Here is a 23655-nt window from a genome sequence, read left to right on the forward strand (position 1 = left end):
CGCTGTAAGCGAACCTTCCAGTTCTGCTCCTTTTTTTTGTTTATTTCCCTGAAAAAGAAAAGGGATAATCCTGTTTCCTGATCCCTCTATTTTTCTCTGGTACAGGTGACATGTCAATATCCAGTACAGCCCCCTGGCTAAGTTCTTTGTGACTTAACCAGTTAAACGGGTAAACTTTACCATTTAGCGTTAACTTTTTGATATACCTGTTATCGGCATTGTTTTCAGGAGCAGAGATAACGATGTGCTTCCCATTTTCAAGGGCTATCGTTACTTTTTTAAACAACGGACTTCCCATGACATACTGGTCTGTTCCCGGAGTGACAGGATAAAATCCCATAGCAGAAAAAACATACCAGGCAGAGGTTTGCCCATTGTCCTCATCGCCACAATACCCATCAGGCGTAGGCAGATATAAACGGTTCATGATCTCACGCACCCAGTATTGGGATTTCCAGGGCTGGCCGGCATAATTATACAGATAAGGCATATGTTGAATCGGCTGGTTACCATGCGCATATTGTCCCATTCCTGCCACCTGCATCTCCCGCATTTCATGGATCTGCCCTTTACGGCCACCCAGTCCCACAATAGGCGGCAGTGTAAACACCGTGTCCAGCCTGGCTACAAACTTTTCATTCCCGCCTGAGAGTTGTTTCAGTCCCTCAATATCATGAAATACACACCAGGTCCAGTGCCAGCTATTTCCTTCAGTAAAAGAAGGTCCCCAATCGAAGGGATCAAAAGGGGAATAAAACACACCTTTCTGGTTTTTCCCCCGTACCAGTCCGCTTTCCTTATCGAACACATTCCGGTAATTTTGCGCACGCTTGGCAAACAAACGCGTTTCCTTCTCCGGACGTTTCAATGCTTTCGACAGCTGAAGCAGCGTAAAATCATCATAGGCATATTCTAAGGTACGGGCCACATTCCCCCTGATTTCCACATCATTGGGCACATACCCAAGGCGGTTATAAAATTCAGCACCTTTACGGCCGACAGAGCTTATAGGCCCCTCATTCCCCGCATTTTTCAGCAATCCCTCATAAAGCAGGTTGATATCAAATCCCCTTAGCCCTTTCAGGTAAGCATCAGTAATGATCGATGCCGAATTCGAGCCGATCATACTTTCGCGGTGTCCGGGACTTGCCCATTCGGGCAGCCATCCGCTTTCCTTATAGGTATTTTCCAGCCCCTTCATCATTTTGGCATTCATAGATGGATACACCAGGTTCAGAAAAGGGAACAGAGAACGAAAAGTATCCCAGAAGCCGGTATCTGTAAAAAGATATCCTGGGGTAACTTTACCATTAAAAGGGCTGTAATGAACCACCTGACCCGCTGAATCTATCTCATAAAACTTTCGCGGGAATAATAAGCAGCGGTACAGGCAGGAATAAAAAGTACGCTGCTGGTCTATACTTCCACCTTCTACCTTGATTTTGCCCAATTGTTCATTCCAGGCCGACCTGGCACTTTCTTTTACCTCATCAAAAGTTTTGTTGCCTATTTCTTTGCCATTCAGGGAAGCCTGCGCCTGGCTGATAAAAGAAGAAGCTACATTTACATTCACGGTCCCTCCTTTAGGCAGCTTAAAATAGACAGCCACCATCACATGCTCTCCTGTTGCGCTATTTACTTTTTGGTCTGCCTTGCCATTACGCGAGATCACCGACTTTACGATGGGCTGGTCAAAGTTGAGTTCAAAGTAGTTCTTAAAGTTATCGGGTACGCCACCGCTGTTCTTGGTGCTGTAGCCAATCACTTTCCTGCCTCCGGGTAATACCTCGATAAAAGAACCTTTATCAAGTGCATCAATAACGAGGTAGGAAGAATCACCTGCAGGAAAAGTAAACCTGAAAGCCGCTGCCCTCTCCGTGGGACTCACTTCGGCGGTGACATTATGGTCGGCCAGGAAAACGCTGTAATAATAGGGATGTGCGATTTCAGCTTTATGCGAAAACCAGCTTCCGCGTTCTTCTTCGGAAAATTTCAGTGTTCCCGTTGCCGGCATCAAGGCAAACTGGCCGTAATCATTAATCCAGGGACTGGGCTGATGGGTCTGTTTCAGTCCTTTAATTTTATCAGCACTGTAGGTGTAGATCCAGCCACTCCCCATCTCTCCTGTCTGTGGTGTCCAGAAATTCATTCCCCAGGGCATGGCGATTACCGGATAAGTATTTCCGTTGGAGAGGCTATACTTAGAGTCGGATCCCACCAAAGGATTGACCAGGTCCTCATATTTTATATCCTGATTTTTTTGTTGTGCAAAGCAGATACTACTCATGCACAGGCAGGCAATCCACAAGTACTTTTTAATACTGTTATTCATCAGAAAATTATTTGTTTTTTCAGTAGTTATTAATCTATTTACTGTGTTCTCCATAGGTTTTCAAGAATTCACTAGAGATCGGTTTAAAGGGATGAAGCTACCACGGGCTTGTATTTCCGCTAGCGCGGAACTGTAGGCCCATGATAGTTTCATCGGTAAATGTCAATTACAACCAGCAGCTCAATTACCAGCCCGCATTCTGTGTAAGTTTGGTATTCGTATCACGCTCATTTTGTGGCAAAGGCCATAAAAGATAGCGTTCAGTAAAACGAACGGCACTTTCATTCGTAAAAGTAAGTGCATCGGTAAACACATTATTCTTCAGGTCGTATACCTTGCGGGTACGCTGGATATCGAAATAGGCTTTATTCTCGAAAGACATTTCATGGTAACGTTCCTTCCAGATCTCTTCTCTGAAAGATGCTTTGGTCAGCGAAGCCAGGGCTGGTGTAACAATTTCCGCCCTGTCGCGGATCGCCTTCAGCTGCTGCCTTGCTTTATCTGTAGGCCCGCTTAGTTCATTCGTCGCTTCTGCATAGATCAGCATCACTTCCGGAAGGCGTAAGAAAGTCCAGTTCATATCCGAGTTTGCATCACCCGTAGGGCCTGCAGCTTCTTCCACCCAGTATTTATAAATCGCATACTGACCGAATTTTTTTATCGAAGAACCATCACGGGAAAGGTACTCTGTAAAATAAAATTGTTTCTCACGGATTCTCTTGTCGGCCGCATCATAAGATTTCACAAACTCATCCCTGGCCATGATTGCACCCTGTTCTTCGGAAAGTTTGGAAATACCAATATTCGCCGGAGTAATCATAGAGATAATCCTGTTTCCTGCCACGGTACCGGAGAACTGTGCCTGAAAGATAAGCTCTTCTTTATTCTTGTGCGCACGGTCATGCAGGAAATAGTAATCAGAAAATAAAGTGTACCATTTGGCATCAAGCACTTCTTCTGCCTTAGCGGCTGCAAGGGTATAATATTCTGCTCCCTTATTCAGTGGAAAACCAGCCATGGTAAGGTATACACTTGCCAGCAATGATTTTGCGGCACCGATTGACACCCTTCCCGATTGGTCCACATTCGCCAGTCCGGATTGCTCTACCATTTTAAGGTCGCTGACAATCAAATCATAAACGGACTGTGAAGAACTGCGTTCAGGATACAGAAAAGGGCTATTTGCATCTACGGGAACCGTAATTAAAGGCACATCTCCATACAACCTCACCAGGTGATAATAATAGAACGCACGCAGGAAGTACGCCTGGCCCAGCAAAGATTTCTTTCTGGCTTCATCCATCGTGATCCCAGGAATCTTTTGCAGCGAAAGGTTAGCATTTGATATTCCTTTATATAAATTATTCCATACCGAACTGAAAACCGGATCACTTGTGGAAGCATTGTGGTTAATCATGTTGATGTTGTACAGACTCTGTGCGGTTGTGGCATGTCCCACAAGGAATTCCATAGATGCCCAGGGCGCTTCGCCAATCCCATCACGGTTCTGGAAGGCACTTCTTACATAATCATAAATACCATCTACGGCCGACTGTGCCTGTGTAGGGGTAGTAAAGTAATTCTCCTGGGTAATGGAAGTTTTATTCTCTTCATCCAGGAACTTTTTACAGCTCCAGTTTAGCGAAGTGACCAGTGGCAATAGCGCAACAAATAGTATATTTTTTATCTTATTCATGTCTTAAATTTTAAAGGATGCTCAACAGCATGGTTAGAGTAATACACTGATGATTAAAGGGATACATTAATACCAAAAAGGAAAGTTTTAGCTTTAGGATAATCGTGGAAAACTATGCCCTGCGAGAAAGTATCATCGAAGGTAGTAGATTCAGGATCATACCCTTTATACTTCGTAATCAGGAACAGGTTCTGTCCGGAAACAAAAAGCCTGAGGTTACTTACGCCCAATTTCTTCACGAGCTGCGGGGTAAAAGTATAGCCGAGCATGATGTTTTTTCCACGGATGAATGAACCATCACTCACTTTACGCGAATCCAGTTTGGTATCATATCCTGCACCTGTAGGTCTCCATTGGGCAATAGGTGTATTCTGATTTTCAGGTGTCCATCCGTTCAGCACATCGGCAAAACTATTCGCAAGTCCGGTACGGTCGAGCGAGGAATGCTCAGAAAGACGGAATACATCATTTCCCTGTGAATATTGCAGTTCAACCGTAAAATCAAAATTACTGTACCTCAGTGTATTCGTCAATGTTCCATAAAAATCAGGGATACCCTTACCTAAAATCTGACGGTCGGCATCATTGATCTGTCCATCGCCATTGATATCCTTATATTTAATATCTCCGGGTCTTTTATTGTATTTAGCGGCCTGTGCTTCTTCAGCAGTACCCCAGGTACCTTCAGCGACCAGTCCATAAAATGAACTTACCGATTCACCTACACGCAGGATATTGGTACGTCCAAGGAAATCCGGGGTCATCAGGATATCCGCATTATTGGTTCCCAGTGCCGTAATCTCATTCTTCAGCCAGGCAAAGTTGAAGCCTGTTCTCCAGGAGAAATTCTGGCCTTCAATGTTTAAGGTATTGATATTGAACTCAAAACCGGTATTCTTCAGACTGCCGATGTTACGGGTAAGCGTCGTGTAACCGCTACTGGCAGGCACTGGTGCAGCCAGCAATAAATCCTTGGTCTTTTTCACATAATAATCGGCTTCCAGGGTAACCCTGTTTTTAAACAGGCCTAAATCAACTCCAAGGTCCAGCTGACTTGTTTTTTCCCATTTCAGCTCCGGATTAGCCAGGGAGGAAATGATCGTTCCCGAAGCCAGGGTGCCATTAAAGATATAAGAGTTGGTACCCAGGTTCGCCTGAGAGCGGTATTCACCGATTTCAGAGTTCCCGGTAAGGCCGTAGCTCAAACGTAATTTCAGGTTACTGATCTGGCTGTCTTTGGCTATAAAATTCTCTTCAGACACCCGCCATGCTAACGCAGCAGAAGGGAAAAATGCGTATTTGTTATCCTTTCCAAATCTGGAAGAACCATCATACCTGCCTGTCGCAGTAAACAAATATTTCCCTTTATAACTGTAATTCAAACGGCTGAAGTAGGAAGCCATCTGCCATGCCGTAGAACTTGATGAAGAAGGCTGCAAGGTTGCTCCTGCGCCCAGATTGTTCCATTTATAAAAATCGTCCGACATATCCTGGGCTGCTGCCGACCAACCCAGATAGTTATAATTCTGGTATTCAGCACCTACCAGCGCATTCAGGGTATGGTTTTCTTTAATCGTTTTGGTATAATTCAGTCGGTTAGTCCATTGCCAGAACTTCGACTGGTCGCTGGAGATCCTTGCGTAATTTCTACCCAGACCTACCGAAAGATCGGATAGCGTACTGTTAAAATATGGCGCATACTGGTTCCTTACATTGGCACCGATGGTACTGTTAAACTCCAGTCCCGGAATCAGTTTCACGTTCGCATAGGCATTCCCGGTAAATGCATTCACATTATAGGTACTGATGTTTTCATCCAGCTGGGCCAGCGGATTATCTCCTTTTTCCAGTCCTTCATAATCAATCCTTCTTCCATAAGTCCCGTTCGGATATTTATAAGGAATAAAAGGCACCATCTCAATAATCTGTCGGGTGACATTATTTCCACCCTGAGAATCATCAGCACGGCGTTCTTCAGTACTGGAATAACTGATTGTTCCACCAACTTTCAGCCAGTCTTTCATCTGCCTGTCCACCACCGCACGCGCGCTGTAGCGTTTCAGGAAAGTACTCCGGATAATACCATTGTCTTTCGCATAGCCCATATACAGGCCGTAATTTGATTTATCATCACCTCCGCTCCAGGCCAGGTTGTGTCCCTGACTAAGGGCGTCATGGGTAACTTCGTCCTGCCAGTCTACATCATATAGAGGTTTGGCAAGGCCCTGGGCATCCAGGTAAAACAATTCAGCCCTTCCGGCAGTATTCCCTTCCAGGTATTGCATTCTCTTCACTGCGGGATCCTTATACTTTCCGGAGGCAAAACCTGCGGGATCAAACTTCTGCGCATTGATATAAGCCTGATCTTCGATATAAAGAAACTCTTCAGCATTCAGTACCTCCTGTTTTCTTGCCAGGGAACTCATGCTAAAATAACTGTCGTATGTAATTTTACCATCCTTGCTACCGCGTTTTGTGGTAATGATAATTACACCATTTGTTCCCCTTGTACCATAAATAGCCGTTGCAGAAGCATCCTTCAGCACATCGATCGTTTCAATGTCATTTGGGTTGATACTGGAAATTCCAGAAGTAAGGATCACTCCATCCACCACATACAAAGGATCTGTCGCTGCATTAATGGAACTGAATCCCCTGATACGAACTCTTGTTCTTCCGCCCGGGCGACCGGAATTGGTAGAGACATTCACACCGGCTATTCTTCCGGCTATTCCTTGTTCAACATTGATTGCAGGTCGCTCCAGCAACTGGCTGGCTTTGATACTTCCCACAGATCCGGTTAAGTCAGATTTCTTTTGTGTACCGTAACCGATCACCACCACCTGGTCAAGCGATGAGTTCACAGGACGAAGGGAAACATCGATGACACGTTTAGCCCTGACAGGAATTTCAGCTGTTTCATAGCCGATATAGCTATACACCAAAACAGCATTTTCATCAGGGATCACAATGGAGTATTCTCCTGTCTGGCTGGTCATTGTTCCTGCACTTGCCCCTTTCAGTTTAACAGAAACACCAGGCAAAGGCTGCCCTGTTTCATCCAGCACCTTTCCTTTAATCCGTAAAGGCTGTTTTTTGAGCAGGAGCGTAATAAATCCATCCGACTCCTTATAAGTCACCTCGGTATGGCTGAACAGATAATTAAGCACCTCTGCAACAGTCTTTTGTCCGAAGGTTTTATCGGCTATTTTCTTTTTGCTCAGGTCGAATAAACGGGTATCATAGGCTATTTTTATATTTTGTTCTTCCAGACGGCGTAAAGCCGACCAGGCATTGTCATTTTTAAAACTGACGTCCACCTGCTTTTGCAGGTATTGGGCTTCCACCGGTTCAGCAACCAGTATGTCTGTCAGCGTGACTAGAATTAAAACGATTATTGCAGATATTCTCATAACTTGCTGCAGTGGCAGAAAGAATAATTTCATAAATTTGATTCTTGATAATGGGTAAACACTTGTTATTGGGTTAAAAACAGGATAAGCCTTGAGAACGCTCCTGTTCTAACATTTCCGGTTTCCGATTCATTCGGGGACCGGTTTATTTTAGTAGATAACTATTTCATCGCCGTGCCTCCTATATTTAGATTGGTGAATAGAACAAATGGCTTTTACAATATGCTCAATAGGTGTGGTCTGATCCAGTTTAATGCTATACCGGTACTCTTTCACGGCTTTGTTTCCTGCGATAAGGGTGATATTGTATTTATTCTTAAAGCTGAGTGCCAGTTCGTTGAATGATGCCTGTCTCAGGTAAGTCTCCCCGTTGATCCAGGCATTGCTCTGGCTGGCATTCACGCTACCTGTAGTTGCGGAATCTGTTTTTTTATGGTAAACAATTTCCTGCCCCGGCAGCAGGACGCCCAGCAATTTGTTTTTATGGTTGACCTGTACCCTCCCGGTAAGTACAGTAACTTTTACTTCGTCAATTTCTTCATAAGAGCGGATATTAAATGAGGTTCCCAAAACCCTGGTCTGTAGGGCGGCCGCATGAACAATAAATGGTTTGTTTTTATCCGGTTTCACTTCAAAAAATACCTCGCCACGATCCAATATAATAACCCTTGATTTTCCTTTGGTAAAGGCAGCATTGTAATGCAGGGTACTGCCCGCATTCAGCCAAAGTTCACTGCTGTCGGGAAGGGTCAGCTTTTTCATTTTTCCCTGTCCCGCAGAAACGTAGGTATATTTAACCAGTTCTTCCACCGGTAAAAAGAAATTCTGATAGCAATAGGCAGCGACAGTACCGATGAGCAGAAGCACCGCCGCAACTTTCAGGTAAGGGATCATCCGGATCCTGATTCCAGGTCCCGAATTTATTTTTTTAGTGATATGCGCATGCATACTGTTGCGCAGCTCACGCTTTTTAGTACTGTCCTGCAACGGTTCAATATCCTGGTCTTCGCCAAACGATGCATACCAGCTGTCGACCAGTTCCCTCTCTGCCTCATTTGCTTCCTGATGATGATAGCGGTTCAGTAGTTTTTTAAAAATTTTTAGCTTCACGTATTCTATTGCTTTTATACAATGAAGTCAGTGAAAAGCCCGAAACCTACTTCTATTTAGTGTTAAGTGTTTGTTAAGAATAGATAATCAACTGAAAGCGCATTCGGGACACTGCACGGGCAAAACCAATACAGTTACCTGGAGGAGGCGATCAGTTCAATAATGCAGACCAACATGCCCAGCTGACCATTATTGAACCGGTGGGCCAGATTTTTACGCAGCCGTTTACCAGCTTCGGTGAGGTTATTGTTTACGGTCTGTTCGGCCAGGTTTAACCTTGCTGCGATTTCTTTGATAGAGAAGTTATCCAGGCGCATCAGGAATGAATTCTTCATGTTCTCCGACATTTCTTCCAGCTCTGCCCCCAATGCTTCCTCCAGTTCCTTGTACATCGAAAGATCATCCATGGTATTGCTGATCTCAGTCATCCGCCGGAAAACTTTTTCAAAAACCGTATGTTTCACCTTTTCCGACTGGTAGTAGCTAATTAACCTGTATTTAAGTGCTCCTGCAAGGTATTGTCCGAAGGTAGTATGGATCACTATTTCAGCCCTGCGCTGCCATATGCTAATGAAAAGATCCTGTATGATATCTTTGGTTAAATCCTCATCACCGGTACGGTGCCAGGCGATGCTGAACATTTTTTCCCAATACATGAGGTAAAGCTTATCAAATGCCTTACGGTCGTCATTTTGCTGTACTGCCTGGAAAAGTATACTGTCCGTTGCGAGATCCATAGTTTGTGTACCGGCAAAAATAATTCCTTTCAGGTTAAGACAGTATTAAGAAATTCAAAAAAGCAGGTTTATCCGCTTCCCTTTGAATAGATTCAAGGGCAACAGTAATTAATTTTTCATAAGGCCTGGCCCTGGTGATGAAAAAAAAGCAGACGACTGACCGGATAGCTCTATCCTGTTATCTTTATTGTTACATTCAACTAATTTTCAACCTCTTATAGATAAGAAATCCATTTATAATTTATATTAGCAGAAAAGAGCAGTACAATTTTTCCAAAGAATAAAGCCAGCACTATATATACGATATCCATTATGCTTAAACACCTGAAGTATTACCTGCTATCCTGTTCCCTGTTATGCAGTTTGACTCCCCTTTTTTCACAGGAGGCAAAAAAAGCCACCGCTTCCATCAAGGTAGACCTTAAGCAGGAAATAGCCCCCATGGAGCCGGTATGGTCCTGGTTTGGATATGATGAACCGAATTATACTTACATGAAAGACGGTAAAAAGCTGCTTTCAGAAATTGCTGCTTTGAGTAGCGTTCCTGTGTATGTCCGCACCCATAGTCTGCTGGTGAGCGGTGATGGTATTGCCGCCTTAAAATGGGGTTCTACCAATGCCTATACGGAAGATGCAGAAGGGAAGCCTGTTTATGACTGGAAAATTATAGACAGTATTTTTGACACCTACATTGAGCGGGGCATGAAACCCTTGGCACAGATCGGGTTTATGCCTGAAGCCTTATCTTCCCATCCTCAGCCTTACAGACATCACTGGAAACCGGGCGATCCCTATACGGATATTATAACAGGATGGGCATATCCCCCTAAGGATTATGACAAATGGCGCAACCTGGTTTATGAATGGGTCAAACATTCAGTAGCACGTTACGGCCAAAAAGAAGTGGAGAGCTGGTACTGGGAGGTATGGAACGAGCCGAATGGGCATTACTGGAAAGGTACCCCCGATGAGTTTCTTAAACTGTATGATTATGCGGCGGACGGGGTTAAACGTGCTTTGCCTACAGCAAAAATAGGAGGTTTAAACATTGCAGGAACTTCTTCCAAAGGGGCACAGGAATGGATGAATAAATTTATCAGGCATTGTATTTCAGGGACCAACTATGCTACCGGGAAAATAGGATCGCCACTTGATGCAATACTTTTCCATGCCAAAGGCTGGCCGAAATTAATTGATGGAACAGTGCGTATGAATATGTCGCCACAAATGAGGGACATCCAAACAGGTTTTAAGATCACCAGATCTTATCCCGAGACCAAAGATTTACCCATTATTATCGGAGAGTCTGATCCTGAAGGCTGTGCAGCATGTGGCATGGCTACAAACCCTGAAAATGCTTACCGGAATGGTACGATGTATTCGAGTTATACCGCAGCAACATTCGCAAGGAAATATTTACTTGCTGACCAGACCCATGTCAACTTCCTTGGGGCGGTATCCTGGTCTTTTGAATTTGAAGATCAGCCCTGGTTTTACGGTTTCCGTGACCTGGCAACAAATGGGGTCGATAAACCGGTGCTCAATGTATTCAGAATGTTCGGCATGATGACCGGAAAGAGGGTATTCACCGAAAGTAACCGTATGTATCCTCTAGAACATGTGCTCGATTCCAGTATACGCGGTGCTCAGTCTGATATAGGTGCACTGGCAACAAATGATCCAAAACATGCAGCGGTGATGGTCTGGAACTATCATGATGAAGATAAACCCGCAGCAGCAGAAACGGTAAATGTAACGATCGAGCATATCTCAGCAAAAAAAGCGACCCTGAACATTTACCTGATAGACAAGGACAACAGCAATTCCTATGAAGTCTGGAAAAAGATGGGATCGCCACAAAAGCCCAGCCCGCAACAAATAGCAACGCTTGAAAAAGCGGGGAAGCTAAAACTTATCCTGACGAAAAAAACAAGTATACAGTCGGGCAAACTTACTGTCCCATTAACCCTAATGAGACAGGCTGTTGCGCTGATTAAAGTGGATTGGTAAATAACTGATGCATTACACCCTTCCCATAAACGGATCACTGAAACTGTGCTTCCCGGTCTCCACCCTGCCGGCAAACCGCTGTTCAAAGACCTGGTCTCCTTCTATATGCACACTGAAATCATACCAGCCATAACTGGAATGCAGGTCCATAATCACATTGGAAGCCGCACCCCCTTTTAAGCTGATATTTTTGGGTTTAGCCCGATACGCATGGTCAGTTACCCGAACCCCGTAATGTTTACCCGGATGGAGATTGCGCAATTTGAGTTCTATATTGCCGCTCAGCTGGTTTTTATTCCACCTGTCTGCCTGATAATTGCAGGTCAATTCAATAGACGGATCGGCACCACTTCCTTTAAATTCACGCATAAAACCATTAGGGCCATACACCTGTACATGATACTGCTGGTTTTCGAATATATGGAGCGGCAAATGGTCCGTAATACGGTCCCCGGCCTTAACTGCATAATAGCGGCTGTGCATAGGGTTCAAGTCTACAGTACCATCGTTTCCCTGTTGAGTGGTTTTCCCGGGAAAATAAGCGATAAACGGACTCCCTGCCGTTTTTTCTCCAAACACCTCTTTTCTGGATTCAAAAGCAAGCTGGAATGTCCTTTCGGCAGCACTGTACTGACCAGATACATACAGCTGGTAGGGAATTGCCGATGAAGGGCGAATGCCCGGCTCCTGCTTGGGCAGGATTGATCCGGCAGAAGAATCTGCCTGTACCGCGGCTATATCTTCCTTAGACAAAGCCTTAAATTCTGATGGCAGTGCCTTGAATTTTGCATTGTAGATACCCTGGATAAACTTATCCTTTTCCAGGGGTTCAGGATATTTTTCCTTCACCCCATCGGCCACACGGAACACCGAGGTAAGGTCCCCGCTAATCGTCCGGCGCCAATCACTGATCTGAGGCTCTACTAGCTTCTTACCTAGTTTCGCACTAAAAAAGTATTCCAGAAACTGCAGGTTAGAGGTATGGTCTAGTACTTCTGAATTCACCCAACCGCCTTTCGACCATGGGGAAATCACCAGCATAGGAACGCGGTATCCCAATCCAATGGCACTTTCCCTCTTATCCTCCCTGCCACGGGCGATCTCCTGCGCCATGGAGACATACTCTACCCTGGTATCCATTCCGGCAGAGGCCTTTCCTGTGTCAGGGTTTGCCGTATGCGGAGGTAAAAATGGAGGAACATGGTCGAAATACCCATCATTCTCATCATAGGTAATAATAAATATGGTCTTCTTCCAGACCTCCTGATTTTTGGTCAGGATATCCATGACTTCAGAAATATACCATGCCCCATACCAGGGTGAGCCAGGATGGTCTGAAAAATGACAGGGTGGTACCAGCCAGGAAACGGAGGGCAGTTCACCCGCTTCAACGTCAGCCCTGAACTGATGCAACACATCACCCGCAGGCACTTTCATTGTACGTTCAGTCCCCTGATCATCATAAGTCATATCCACCAGTTTATGGTAATCGGGATCCTTCTCATTGGTGACAAAAGCGCGCTTATGGATACTCTTTTCCCGGTCGGACAGCTGATCGAACTTTTCCCTGTTCCAGATCTTCTGGTCTTCTTTTATTTGATGCAATTGCTGTTGTTTGACCTCCAGGTCTTTTAAAGATTCAGCATCCTTCTTTCCTTGTAAACTTTGTATTCTTTCCTGGAGCGCTGCTGCATACCGCTCCATGAAATCAAGGTGTTTATGGTGCAGGCGCACATTGTACTGCTTGAAAAATTCCAGGTCGTTGTCGGTAAAATTCGCTAACCAATCCTCCTCTTCCCCTTCAAAACCTACAGGAATACTCAGCTCATTCTGGTAGGTTTTCCAGGAAATCCCCATTTCCTCCATCCGTTCGGGAAAGGTAGTCCAGTAAATATCTTCATGGTCAATTTCTCCATTCCAGACATGCGCTTTCGAATTTTCATGCTGTTCTGCACGGATCGTGCCGGAAAAAGAAAAACAGCCTGTTCGGACTCGTGCCTGTCAGCGATGAACAAAAATGCTGGTCGCATACCGTAAAGGCATCTGCCAGTGCATAATAAAAAGGCAGATCTTCCCGGTTATAATAGCCCATGGTGAGGGGCATTTCTTCAAATGCCTTATTTCCCGACTTCTTGCTGTCCAGCCACTTATCATACTGACCATTATTTCTTGCATCCACCTGGTTTTCCCAGGAATGCGGCAGGGAATTCATCCAGGTAGCCTTCGTATCTTTCAGGTTAAGGCGGAAAGGGGCATAAGTTTTACCAGCAGCATTACTTTGGAACCATACCGGATTTTTATCTGCCAGCCGGATAGCCCGGGGATCATTAAATCCGCGGACCCCTTTTAAAGTACCAAAACAATGGTCAAAAGACCTGTTTTCCTGCATCAGGAAAACCACATGTTCCGCATCCATATAGGTACTTCCTGGTGCGGCATCAATGGCCATTGCTTTTTGTATGGAAGCGGGTAGAACGCTGAATATTCCCGCTGCACCTGTAAGTAAAGTTGCTTTCTTTATAAAATCTCTCCTGCTTTCGCTCATGTTAACCGTTTGTATGGATGCAATAGTAAACAATGTGTATTACTAAAACCATTGCTCTACGTTAAATTTACGGAACCTGATCCTGAAAACCCAGACATTAGGGTAAAGCTACGAGCGCATAGATTTTTTTTAACAGCGCAGGAATACAATGGGCTCCCCTGATCAAGTCAGCCGATAAAGAACTATAAATGAGTAAATTTAATTTGGATTTACAGGTATTTATCATTTACTTTATGATATCAAATTAATATCAATATGTATCAGGAAAAAATTATTACGCCACCTTCGGGTTATCTCGCCTTTGTATTGTTTCTGCTCCTCTTGGGCGGAAGTGCTTTTGCTTTTGCCACACATCATCCTGTTATAGGTGCTGTTGTGCTTGTGCTTAATTTAATACTGCTGGCTCCCGGGTTGATTATCAACAATCCCAATGATGCCAAAGTGCTTACCCTCTTTGGTAAATATGTGGGCACAGTGAAAACAGACGGTTTCTTTTGGGTAAACCCACTGACCGTGAAGAAAAAAGTATCACTGAAAGCACGGAATTTAAACGGTCACCAGATTAAAGTGAATGACAAACTGGGAAATCCGATTGAGATTGCTGCCGTGGTGGTATGGCAAATCAGGGAAACCGCAAAGGCCATGTTTGCAGTAGAAGATTACCTGCAATATGTAACCATTCAGAGCGAGGCGGCCGTACGCCACCTGGCCAATATATTTCCATATGATAATTTTGAAGATGAGGAAGCTACCATTACCTTGAAGGATGGTGCCGACAAAGTGAGTTCCCTACTGGAATCTGAGTTGAGTGAAAGGTTATCCAGGGCAGGTATCGAGGTCATTGAAGCGAGAATTTCACACCTGGCCTATGCGCAGGAAATTGCCAGCGCCATGTTGCAGCGTCAGCAGGCCACTGCCGTAATTGCAGCACGAAAACTAATTGTTGAAGGTGCAGTGGGCATGGTAGAGATGGCATTGGATCGCTTATCGGCGAAAAATATCGTAGAACTGGATGAGGAACGTAAGGCAGCTATGGTGAGTAACCTGCTGGTAGTATTGTGCGGAGACCGCAATGTTCAGCCTGTAGTGAATACAGGAACTTTATACAGTTAATCCATAAGTCCGGCAATGTCTGACAAAGAGAAAAAAGCATTTGTACTCAGAATGAATCCTCAGCTGCTCAAAGACCTGGAGCAATGGGCAGCTGATGAATTCCGCAGTACCAACGGACAGATCGAGTATCTGCTGCATACGGCCATTAAGGCCCGTAAAAAATCCTCTTCTTCGAAGTCTGTTAAAAAAGAATCTGACGGGCAAATATAAAATTACTAGATTTGCTATTAACCAAATTTAATAGAAACCTATGAAAGAAGTAGTTATAGTATCTGCTGTACGAACGCCTATCGGTAGCTTTGGAGGCTCCCTTTCCAACCTGACTGCGCCCCAGCTGGGCGGCATTGCCATTAAAGCGGCCGTAGAGCGGGCGGGTATTTATGCAGGTGATATTCAGGAAGTATTTATGGGCAATGTATTGTCGGCCAATCTTGGCCAGGCACCAGCCACACAGGCGGCAAAATTTGCCGGCCTGCCCGACCTGCCTTCCACCACCATCAATAAAGTATGTGCATCCGGTACTAAGGCCATTATGCTGGCCGCACAGAGTATTGCCCTTGGTGAACAGGATATTGTTGTCGCAGGTGGAATGGAAAGCATGAGCAATGTTCCGTTTTACCTGGATAAAGCCAGAACAGGTTACCGCTTAGGCCACGGACAGCTGACGGACGGGCTGGTTAAAGATGGATTATGGGATGTCTATAATGATTACCATATGGGATCGGCCGCAGAACTGTGTGCGTCCACCTGCGAAATCAGTCGTGAAGACCAGGATGCCTACGCCATCAATTCCTATAAAAGGGCACAACAGGCACAGGAAACAGGAAAGTTTGACACAGAGATTGCCCCGGTGGAAATAAAAGACCGCAAGGGTGGTGTAAGTATAGTGACCAAAGATGATGAACCTTTTACGGTCAACTTCGATAAAATTGCAGGACTGAAACCTGTTTTCATGAAAGAGGGCACAGTGACCGCAGCAAATGCTTCTACCTTAAATGATGGAGCCGCAGCACTTGTGTTGATGAGTGCAGAGAAAGCTTCAGCACTCGGCCTGAAACCTTTGGCAAGAATTTTAGGTTATGCTGATGCACAGCAGGCGCCGGAATGGTTTACCACCGCACCTGCCAAAGCGATTCCCCTTGCTTTGAAGCGGGCCGGGAAAACTATCGAAGAGGTAGATTTTTTTGAAATAAATGAAGCTTTTGCCGTAGTTTCGCTGGCCAATAATCAGCAGCTGGGAATTACAGAAGAAAAGGTGAACAGGAATGGCGGGGCGATAGCCCTTGGTCACCCGCTCGGTGCCTCTGGCGCCAGGATTGTAGTGACCCTGCTGAATGTGCTGCAGCAAAATAATGGAAAAATCGGAGTCGCGGGGATATGTAACGGCGGCGGTGGCGCAAGTGCGCTGGTAATAGAAAAATTAAATGAATAAAAGATATTTTTTGATCTGTATCCTCTTCAGCTGTACACTGGCAACAGCGAGCGCACAGCTGAAGACGCCTTCAGGAAGTACAACGATATTAAATAAAGAACAGGACTCCCTGATCGTTTCTGCATCGAGGTTATTTAGTGCAGCCCATAATTTACAGCGTTTCGAGGAGAATGCCCGGTTTATTAAAATGCTGGTTAATGCGCTCAAGACTCCCCGGTCCTATGATTTTGGGTTCGATTCGCTCAGGACGATCTCAGTCATTCGGTCGCCCGACAATACCTTCAGGATTTTCTCCTGGTTTGTACCCACCGATGAAGGCAAGTACCGTTTTTTCGGAACCGTCCAAATGGCGACGACAGATGGAAAGCTGAAACTGTTTCCCCTGATTGACGATACGGAAAATATAACGGACAGCAACGAGATCACAACGAATAAAAGGTGGTATGGTGCCCGTTACTATGAAATTGTACCCATCGTTGCCAGTGGCAGCAGGACAAGTTATGCCCTGCTGGGCTGGAAAGGAAACAACAGCAAGACTTCCAAAAAGGTCATTGAAATCTTATCCTTTGACAAAGAGGTATTAACATTCGGTAAACCGGTGTTTGAGGCTACAGCGGGTACCGCAGCTAAAAACAGGATTGTATTTGAGTACAATAAGCTCAACTCTATGACCTTGCGCATGGATAAAAATGAAGGCATGATCGTATTTGATCACCTGGCACCTTTTGATTCGAATATGGAAGGGAATTTTGAATTCTATGCCTCAGATTCCAGCTTTGATGGTTACCGCCTGGTCGGCAACAAATTAAAGCTCATGGAAAACATTGAATTGAAAAACGAACCTACGGAACTTGATGATTTCTATGTCGATCCCAAAATGAAAAACCCGCCGGTTTCTAAGAAATTCTGATGAAACCTGCATAAGATTACCTCTTACCAACTCATATGCATAGGATGCAAGCTTCATCGGCTACAAACCTTGCTTTAGCGTGCTCAGGAACACAAATAAAATTTAACACTGCTGAGCAAACCGCCGAAGGTAGCCTGAAGGGTAAAAAAGAAGAATAAATACTGAAAAAACAATATTCAATCATTAAAAATAAGGCCGGAAAGCATCCATAATTTGTTAGTATGCGGGTATGTCCCTATATTGCGACCTGCATTATCTTGTGAACACACAATTACACAAATAATATAAAAAATTAATGACGGGAACCAGTACGGTTAAGCATCCTAAGGGATTGACTTTTCTATTTTTATCTGAAATGTGGGAACGTTTTGGATATTATTTAATGATAGGGATCTTCACCCTGTACCTGAAAGATGTAAAAGCTGGGTTTTCTATGACCGAAGCTGAATCGGCCGACCTCTACGGCACTTTTATCGCACTTGTTTTTCTTACTCCATTTCTTGGCGGATTAATTGCCGACCGGTATTTAGGTTATGCCAAATCGATTATCATTGGGGGATTGATGATGGGTGTTGGTTATTGCATGATGGCGATACACAGCCTGCCTATACTTTACCTGTCCATGACCCTTGTCATCTTAGGTAATGGCTTTTTTAAACCAAATATTTCTACACTCCTTGGAAATATATATTCTACCCCAGAATACCTGGACAAAAAGGATGAGGGCTACAATATTTTCTATATGGGCATCAACGTAGGGGCATTCATCTGTAACTTTTTTGGTGCCGTTTTATACATCCTGCTGGGATGGGGTTATGCCTTCATCGCCGCAGGTATAGGCATGTTTATCGGGGTCGCTATTTTTATCAGCGGACTCAAACATTACCGGGCATTTGATATCAAAAAAGGAATAAAGGAAGGCGATATGTCCTTTCTTAAAATTGTGCTGGTCATTTTGGTGCCTGCAGTTATTGCAGGAGTGATTGGCTGGGTCGTTCCTGCAAAATTACTGGGACACTCACTCGTAGGCTCCCCTTCAACCGATGCATTCATCTTCGCCTGTATCCCTGTCATTTACTTTTACGGTTCGCTGCTGGCGAAAGCCGATAAGGAGGAAAAACGCCCCATCGCAGCTTTACTTACTATTTTCGCCGTTGTTATCCTTTTCTGGGCCGTGTTTAAACAGAACGGCTCTGCACTGACCACTTGGGCCGACCGCTATACCGATCGCCATGTAGTGAATCCCATTGCCGAAAAAACATTCTCAGGACTCAGTCTGTCGCAGAATATAACAGTAGAAAAAGACTCCGTTCCTCTGTATGACCATGCCTTCCGCTTGCAGAAGTCGGATGGCGTAGTCCTGAAAGAATATAACTACCCTACTTACTTTAAGAATATACCCCAAGACCAGCTTCCTCCTGAAGGCAGCCGTATCGAGTTATGGGCAACCAACTTAAGTCAGTCCATTAATCCGGGATGGGTCATTTTACTTACCCCTCTGGTGGTGGCATTCTTCACCTGGCTGCGCAAGCGGAATCAGGAGCCTTCCACTGCAACTAAAATAGCTTTCGGATTATTGATATCTGCGCTTTCTGTTCTGGTGATGATCGGGGCAGTGTATTCCGGTAACAATGGAACGGAAAAAGTATCGGTTTTGTGGCTGGTAGCCAGTTATGGCGTAATCACCATAGGTGAACTCTTTTTAAGTCCGATGGGCCTGTCGCTGGTCTCAAAATTAAGTCCCACAAGAATCACTTCCCTGATGATGGGCGGATGGTTTTTAGCCACTTCTATCGGCAATAAGCTCTCAGGTGTACTGGCCACCTTATGGGATACCTATGAGAATAAAGCTAATTTTTTCTGGGTAAACTTCAGCCTTTTGGTATTTTCGGCCATTATCGCATTTTTACTATTGAAATGGCTGAATGGAATTATGCGGGAGAAAGGGATAAAATAGTTCATGGACTGCTATGATATACCCAACAGTAGATATTTATCCTGTGATAGGATGAAAACAAGATTAACATTCATTATAAATTAAACAACAAAACATATAACATTAGCTAACAAATAAAATTATTAAAAACTATGGATCAATCTGAAATCCTGAAGCCTGAGCACCTGGACACTGCTGAGAAAGGCCATCCAAAGGGATTATACGTACTGTTCGCTACCGAAATGTGGGAACGTTTCGCCTATTATGGTATGCGCGCAATTTTGGTGCTTTTCATGACTAAAGCCCTGTTATTTGACAAGGCATTTGCGTCGAATTTGTATGGGAGTTATACCGGACTGGTATATTTAACTCCGCTTATCGGTGGATTTATTGCCGACAGGTACTGGGGTAACCGAAGGGCAATTGTTACCGGGGGTGTCCTTATGGCACTGGGTCAGTTCATCCTCTTTGGCTGTGCATCTCTTTATCAGACCGCTCCTGACATATCCATTTTCCTGTTTTTTACAGGTCTGGGATTTATGATCTCAGGTAATGGTTTCTTCAAACCGAATATCTCTTCCATGGTGGGTCAGCTTTACCGGGCAAACGACCGCAGAAAAGATGCTGCCTATACCATTTTCTACATGGGTATTAACGTTGGTGGCGCACTCGGCCCTATTATTTGTGGTGGTTTCGGAGATACCGGAAGTCCTGCAGATTTCAAATGGGGTTTTATGGCTGCTGGTATTGCCATGGCACTGGGCGTGTTGGTCTTCATTAAATTAAGGGATAAATATGTACGTGATCCTGAAGGACAATTATTGGGACTCACTCCGGAGAGTGTAAAAAAAGAGATTTCTCCGGTATTTGTATACCTGGGCCTGTTTGCTTTTTCAGCATTGTGTGTAGGGCTATTGTATGTAGATGCCACTATGTTCAGTTATTTGAGCTACCTGCTGTTATTTGCTTTTGTAGGTATTCTGGTGATGATCTTCACCGATAAGACCTTATCTACTGTAGAAAAGAAAAAAATCCTGGTCATTTGTATCCTTGCATTTTTCGTATTGTTCTTCTGGAGTGCTTTTGAGCAGGCAGGAGCTTCCCTGACGTTTTTTGCTGAAGAACAGACCCAAAGGAACTTAGGCTTCTGGACTGTTCCGGCAAGTTTCTTCCAGTCGCTGAACTCTATCTTCGTAGTGGTCTTTGCCCCGATTATTGCCTGGTTATGGCTGAAACTGGGTAAGAAAGAACCTTCAGCGCCAACGAAAATGGCCTTAGGTTTATTCTTACTGGCATTGGGATACCTGATTATTGCAACAGGTGTGAAAGATGTAGGTGCAGGTGTCAAGGTCAGTATGATTTTCCTTGTCGGCATGTATGCTTTCCATACCTGGGGTGAGCTTTGTTTATCCCCTATCGGGCTTTCCCTGGTGAATAAACTTTCTCCCTTGAAACTGTCTTCCTTATTAATGGCGGTTTGGTTTTTAGCGAATGCGGGAGCGAACGTACTGGCAGGAAAACTAAGTTCCAAATATCCTGAGGAAGAATCGAAAGTAGCGAATTACAAGCTTACCGGCGTAATGATCAACAATAGCGCAGTGAACTGGGAAGAGATTCATAACGACAAAAAAGACGTTCGTCAATGGACGTTGAATACGGTTAAAACAGCAGCTGGTACAGATTCTTTGGTTTCTATATCAACCCTTGCTGCCCCACAGTCAATCACCATTGACACGAACAAGATCAACAGGGTATCCCCTAAGAAATTAAGTGCGGAACAGGTAGAGAAATTGAGTTTAACCGGAGAAAAAGAAGGTAAATTCCTTTTGGGAACCAATGCAGAGCAATCTGAAATCTACATTCTTTCCGGCGATGACAAAAATGCCGCTGTAGAAGTATATAACCTTAACCCGGAGAAACCTACTTTCCTGGGATATACCATTAAAAATTTATACGACTTCTTTATGCTATTCGTTGTCATGGCAGGTATTGCTTCAGCAATTCTGTTCATGCTCACCAAATGGTTGCAGAAAACAATGAACGCTACGACATAAGTTCAGCGATATAAGTTTCCTAAAAGGGGGTATTTCAAGATAGAGATGCCCCCTTTTATTTTTTTGTCGGCATCCGCGCTTCTCAATTTCTGTGGCACAGGCCTTGAAGAATTGTTACTTCTCCTGTCATATTTCAGTAAATCCCAGATTTGCTTATGGCATTTCATTTTTAATGAATACTTTCGCCAAGTTTTTACTAAATAAGATCAATACGTGTCAGACAGCTTAGTCATTATCCCAACTTACAATGAGAAAGAAAATATCGAGCGGATTATCCGTAAGGTATTCAGCCTGGATTTTTCTTTTGAAGTTTTAATCATCGATGATGGATCTCCTGACGGAACAGCTGATATTGTGAAGTCATTGCAACAGGAATTCAAGGGTCTGCACATGGAACAGCGCGTAGGAAAGCTGGGCCTGGGAACGGCATATATCCATGGATTCAGGTGGGCACTGGAACGTTCATATGAATACATCTTTGAAATGGACGCCGACTTCTCCCACAATCCCAATGATTTGCTGGCGTTGCGTGATGCCTGTATCAAGGGTGCCGATGTCTCCATCGGTTCAAGGTATGTAAAAGGTGTAAATGTGGTGAACTGGCCCATGAGCAGGGTATTGATGTCTTATTTTGCTTCCATGTATGTTCGCCTGATTACAAGGATCAATATTCAGGATGCAACAGCTGGTTTTAAATGTTACCGGAGAGAAGTACTGCAGACCATCCCGCTTGATAAAATCAAATTTGTGGGTTATGCCTTCCAGATTGAGATGAAATTCACGGCGATTAAGTTTGGCTTTAATGTAGTGGAGGTACCTATCATCTTCACTGACCGTACGGAGGGAACTTCGAAGATGAGCACCAGGATTTTCAGGGAAGCTTTTATTGGCGTGATCCAGATGAAGGTGTGGAGCTGGTTCAGAAGTTACAAAAGAACTTCATAATCTTTTATTGGCCTGTTTCACTGCTTATTGGCCCGTATCATTTCCCCGAAGTCCATTTTCTTGTCCATCGCAATAACGATTTGGGTTAAACGTTTCGTCCTTGTTTTCTCGGTTTTTGCCGAATTCAGCCAGTTGAAATAATAGTTTTGGTGTCCTTTCGGCAGGCGAAGAAAGGCTTCCAGCAGGTGTTTCTCTTCCGAAAGGCAGAGTTCCAGATCTTCCGGCATGTCAATCTTAAAGTCTTTGTGCTCTTCCAGCGCAAGCTGCACCATTGCTCCCTCTTCTTTTTTGAGTTCCTTACGCAGACTGCTTTTCAGCGCAATAATGAAATCCCCCTCCCCCATGGGTACCATAGCCATCCCGGAGACCGCTACATTGTCGAGTTTTCCTTTTACCCGGTAACTTTTTTTACAATCTGCCTTGATCAGCTGGGCTGTATCCGCAGGGATCCTGACATAGGTCCAGCCCGTCTTTTCCCCCATTTTTTCAAAACGTTCTATTTCAGCTGTGAAGACTACCATTCCTGTAAAATCAATTCTTTGATAAATCTATGAGAAAGATAAAATATATGACCTAAGATATTAAAATCTGTCAGCATCTCTAGAATTTTTCTTCCACACCCAGACCAAACAGGGCAAAATCATATTTTACGGGATCTGAAGCATCAAATTTGCGCAGCCCTTCCGTGAGCTCTACGGCAGTACGCCAGTCCGTCTGTTTACGTGTAATCAGTCCCAATCTTCGTGACACCCTGTCCACATGGACATCGCAGGGACAAATCAGGTGTGCCGGCAGGATAGATTTCCAGATACCGAAGTCTACCCCATGTTCATCATCACGCACCATCCAGCGCAGGAACATGTTCAGGCGTTTGCAGGTGGACTTCTGAAGTGGGGAGGAGATATGTTTCACTGTGCGTCGTGGCGAATCGGGCAGGCTAAAGAAATAAGAGCGGAAATGGTTCAGTGCATTTTCTGCAGTGAAATTAATCTCGTCCTTAAAATAATCCGGCAGGAAGGCTGTTTCCAGACTGTCGTGCGAAGTATAATGCTGCCTGAAAAAAGACACAAAATACAGCAGGTCCGTATCATTGAAAGTGCGGTGTTTAAAATTCAGTAATCCTTTCAGGTCATCATCACTATGTTGCAGCATAAAATTATAGGGATCATTGTCCATCCTGCTGAACAGGTCTGTACATTTATTGATGATGGTTTTACGCTGTCCCCAAGCTAAAATTGCCGCAAAAAATGCGGCAATTTCGATATCCTGTTTCTTAGAAAAGCGATGTGGAATACATATGGGGTCATTGGTGATAAAGTCGGGCCTGTTATATTGCGCCACTTTAATGTCCAGAAAATCTTTTAATGCTAAAAATTCCAATCTGTTTAGTTTTATTGCCTGTTCTAAAATAAGAGTTGCAGT

At 44.3% G+C, this 23655-nt stretch carries 17 protein-coding genes; 8 read left to right on the top strand and 9 right to left on the bottom strand.

What is annotated here, in order from left to right:
- Nucleotides 1–40: 40 nt before the first annotated feature.
- The 5 genes from ACSBL2_RS19135 to ACSBL2_RS19155 all read right to left on the bottom strand — a co-directional run bounded on the left by ACSBL2_RS19135 (nt 41) and on the right by ACSBL2_RS19155 (nt 9288).
- A complete protein-coding gene (locus ACSBL2_RS19135) occupies nt 41–2332 on the bottom strand; it encodes a GH92 family glycosyl hydrolase (protein WP_442588162.1) in 2292 nt (763 codons plus the stop codon).
- Nucleotides 2333–2516: 184 nt separating this feature from the next.
- Nucleotides 2517–4028, bottom strand: coding sequence for a RagB/SusD family nutrient uptake outer membrane protein (locus ACSBL2_RS19140; protein ID WP_442588163.1), 1512 nt, complete (start codon nt 4026–4028; stop codon nt 2517–2519).
- 53 nt (nt 4029–4081) lie between these two features.
- Nucleotides 4082–7474 (bottom strand): SusC/RagA family TonB-linked outer membrane protein, encoded by a 3393-nt coding sequence (locus ACSBL2_RS19145; protein ID WP_442588164.1) that lies wholly within the window; start codon nt 7472–7474, stop codon nt 4082–4084.
- Between the two features lie 117 nt (nt 7475–7591).
- Complete coding sequence (locus tag ACSBL2_RS19150) at nt 7592–8551, bottom strand: FecR family protein (protein WP_442588165.1); 960 nt, start codon at nt 8549–8551, stop codon at nt 7592–7594.
- A 134-nt stretch (nt 8552–8685) separates the two neighbouring features.
- Nucleotides 8686–9288 (bottom strand): RNA polymerase sigma factor, encoded by a 603-nt coding sequence (locus ACSBL2_RS19155; RefSeq protein ID WP_442588166.1) that lies wholly within the window; start codon nt 9286–9288, stop codon nt 8686–8688.
- Nucleotides 9289–9600: 312 nt separating this feature from the next.
- Between ACSBL2_RS19155 and ACSBL2_RS19160 the strand changes: the two genes are divergently transcribed.
- On the top strand, nt 9601–11298 hold the full coding sequence (locus tag ACSBL2_RS19160; protein WP_442588167.1) for a GH39 family glycosyl hydrolase: 1698 nt from the start codon (nt 9601–9603) through the stop codon (nt 11296–11298).
- Nucleotides 11299–11310: 12 nt separating this feature from the next.
- Here ACSBL2_RS19160 and ACSBL2_RS19165 read toward each other — a convergent pair whose 3' ends face one another.
- Together ACSBL2_RS19165 and ACSBL2_RS19170 are read right to left on the bottom strand one after the other, a co-directional pair.
- A complete protein-coding gene (locus ACSBL2_RS19165; RefSeq protein ID WP_442588168.1) occupies nt 11311–13164 on the bottom strand; it encodes an alkaline phosphatase family protein in 1854 nt (617 codons plus the stop codon).
- Nucleotides 13165–13237: 73 nt separating this feature from the next.
- Nucleotides 13238–13843 (bottom strand): alkaline phosphatase family protein, encoded by a 606-nt coding sequence (locus tag ACSBL2_RS19170; RefSeq protein WP_442588169.1) that lies wholly within the window; start codon nt 13841–13843, stop codon nt 13238–13240.
- Between the two features lie 255 nt (nt 13844–14098).
- Between ACSBL2_RS19170 and ACSBL2_RS19175 the strand changes: the two genes are divergently transcribed.
- The 7 genes from ACSBL2_RS19175 (at nt 14099) to ACSBL2_RS19205 (ending at nt 22233) form a co-directional block, all read left to right on the top strand.
- The gene (locus ACSBL2_RS19175) at nt 14099–14956 is read left to right on the top strand and encodes an SPFH domain-containing protein (RefSeq protein WP_442588170.1); all 858 of its coding nucleotides are present in this window, start codon (nt 14099–14101) and stop codon (nt 14954–14956) included.
- 15 nt (nt 14957–14971) lie between these two features.
- A complete protein-coding gene (locus ACSBL2_RS19180) occupies nt 14972–15166 on the top strand; it encodes an Arc family DNA binding domain-containing protein (protein ID WP_442588171.1) in 195 nt (64 codons plus the stop codon).
- A 40-nt stretch (nt 15167–15206) separates the two neighbouring features.
- Nucleotides 15207–16388: an acetyl-CoA C-acyltransferase gene (locus tag ACSBL2_RS19185; protein WP_442588172.1), complete on the top strand. Its 1182-nt coding sequence runs from the start codon at nt 15207–15209 to the stop codon at nt 16386–16388.
- Entirely contained in the window at nt 16381–17298 is a 918-nt protein-coding gene (locus ACSBL2_RS19190) for a hypothetical protein (RefSeq protein WP_442588173.1), read from the top strand. Before ACSBL2_RS19185 ends, ACSBL2_RS19190 begins: the two co-directional genes overlap by 8 nt.
- A gap of 295 nt (nt 17299–17593) precedes the next feature.
- Entirely contained in the window at nt 17594–19255 is a 1662-nt protein-coding gene (locus ACSBL2_RS19195; protein ID WP_442588174.1) for a peptide MFS transporter, read from the top strand.
- A gap of 131 nt (nt 19256–19386) precedes the next feature.
- A complete protein-coding gene (locus ACSBL2_RS19200; RefSeq protein ID WP_442588175.1) occupies nt 19387–21288 on the top strand; it encodes a peptide MFS transporter in 1902 nt (633 codons plus the stop codon).
- A 213-nt stretch (nt 21289–21501) separates the two neighbouring features.
- Nucleotides 21502–22233: a polyprenol monophosphomannose synthase gene (locus ACSBL2_RS19205; protein ID WP_442588176.1), complete on the top strand. Its 732-nt coding sequence runs from the start codon at nt 21502–21504 to the stop codon at nt 22231–22233.
- Nucleotides 22234–22250: 17 nt separating this feature from the next.
- Here the strand turns inward: ACSBL2_RS19205 and ACSBL2_RS19210 are convergent, their stop codons facing one another.
- Nucleotides 22251–22754: a YdeI/OmpD-associated family protein gene (locus ACSBL2_RS19210; RefSeq protein WP_442588177.1), complete on the bottom strand. Its 504-nt coding sequence runs from the start codon at nt 22752–22754 to the stop codon at nt 22251–22253.
- Between the two features lie 79 nt (nt 22755–22833).
- Nucleotides 22834–23613 (bottom strand): TIGR02757 family protein, encoded by a 780-nt coding sequence (locus ACSBL2_RS19215; protein ID WP_442588178.1) that lies wholly within the window; start codon nt 23611–23613, stop codon nt 22834–22836.
- Nucleotides 23614–23655 lie beyond the last annotated feature (42 nt).

The sequence above is a fragment of the Pedobacter sp. AW31-3R genome (assembly GCF_052180285.1).
Taxonomy (GTDB): domain Bacteria; phylum Bacteroidota; class Bacteroidia; order Sphingobacteriales; family Sphingobacteriaceae; genus Pedobacter.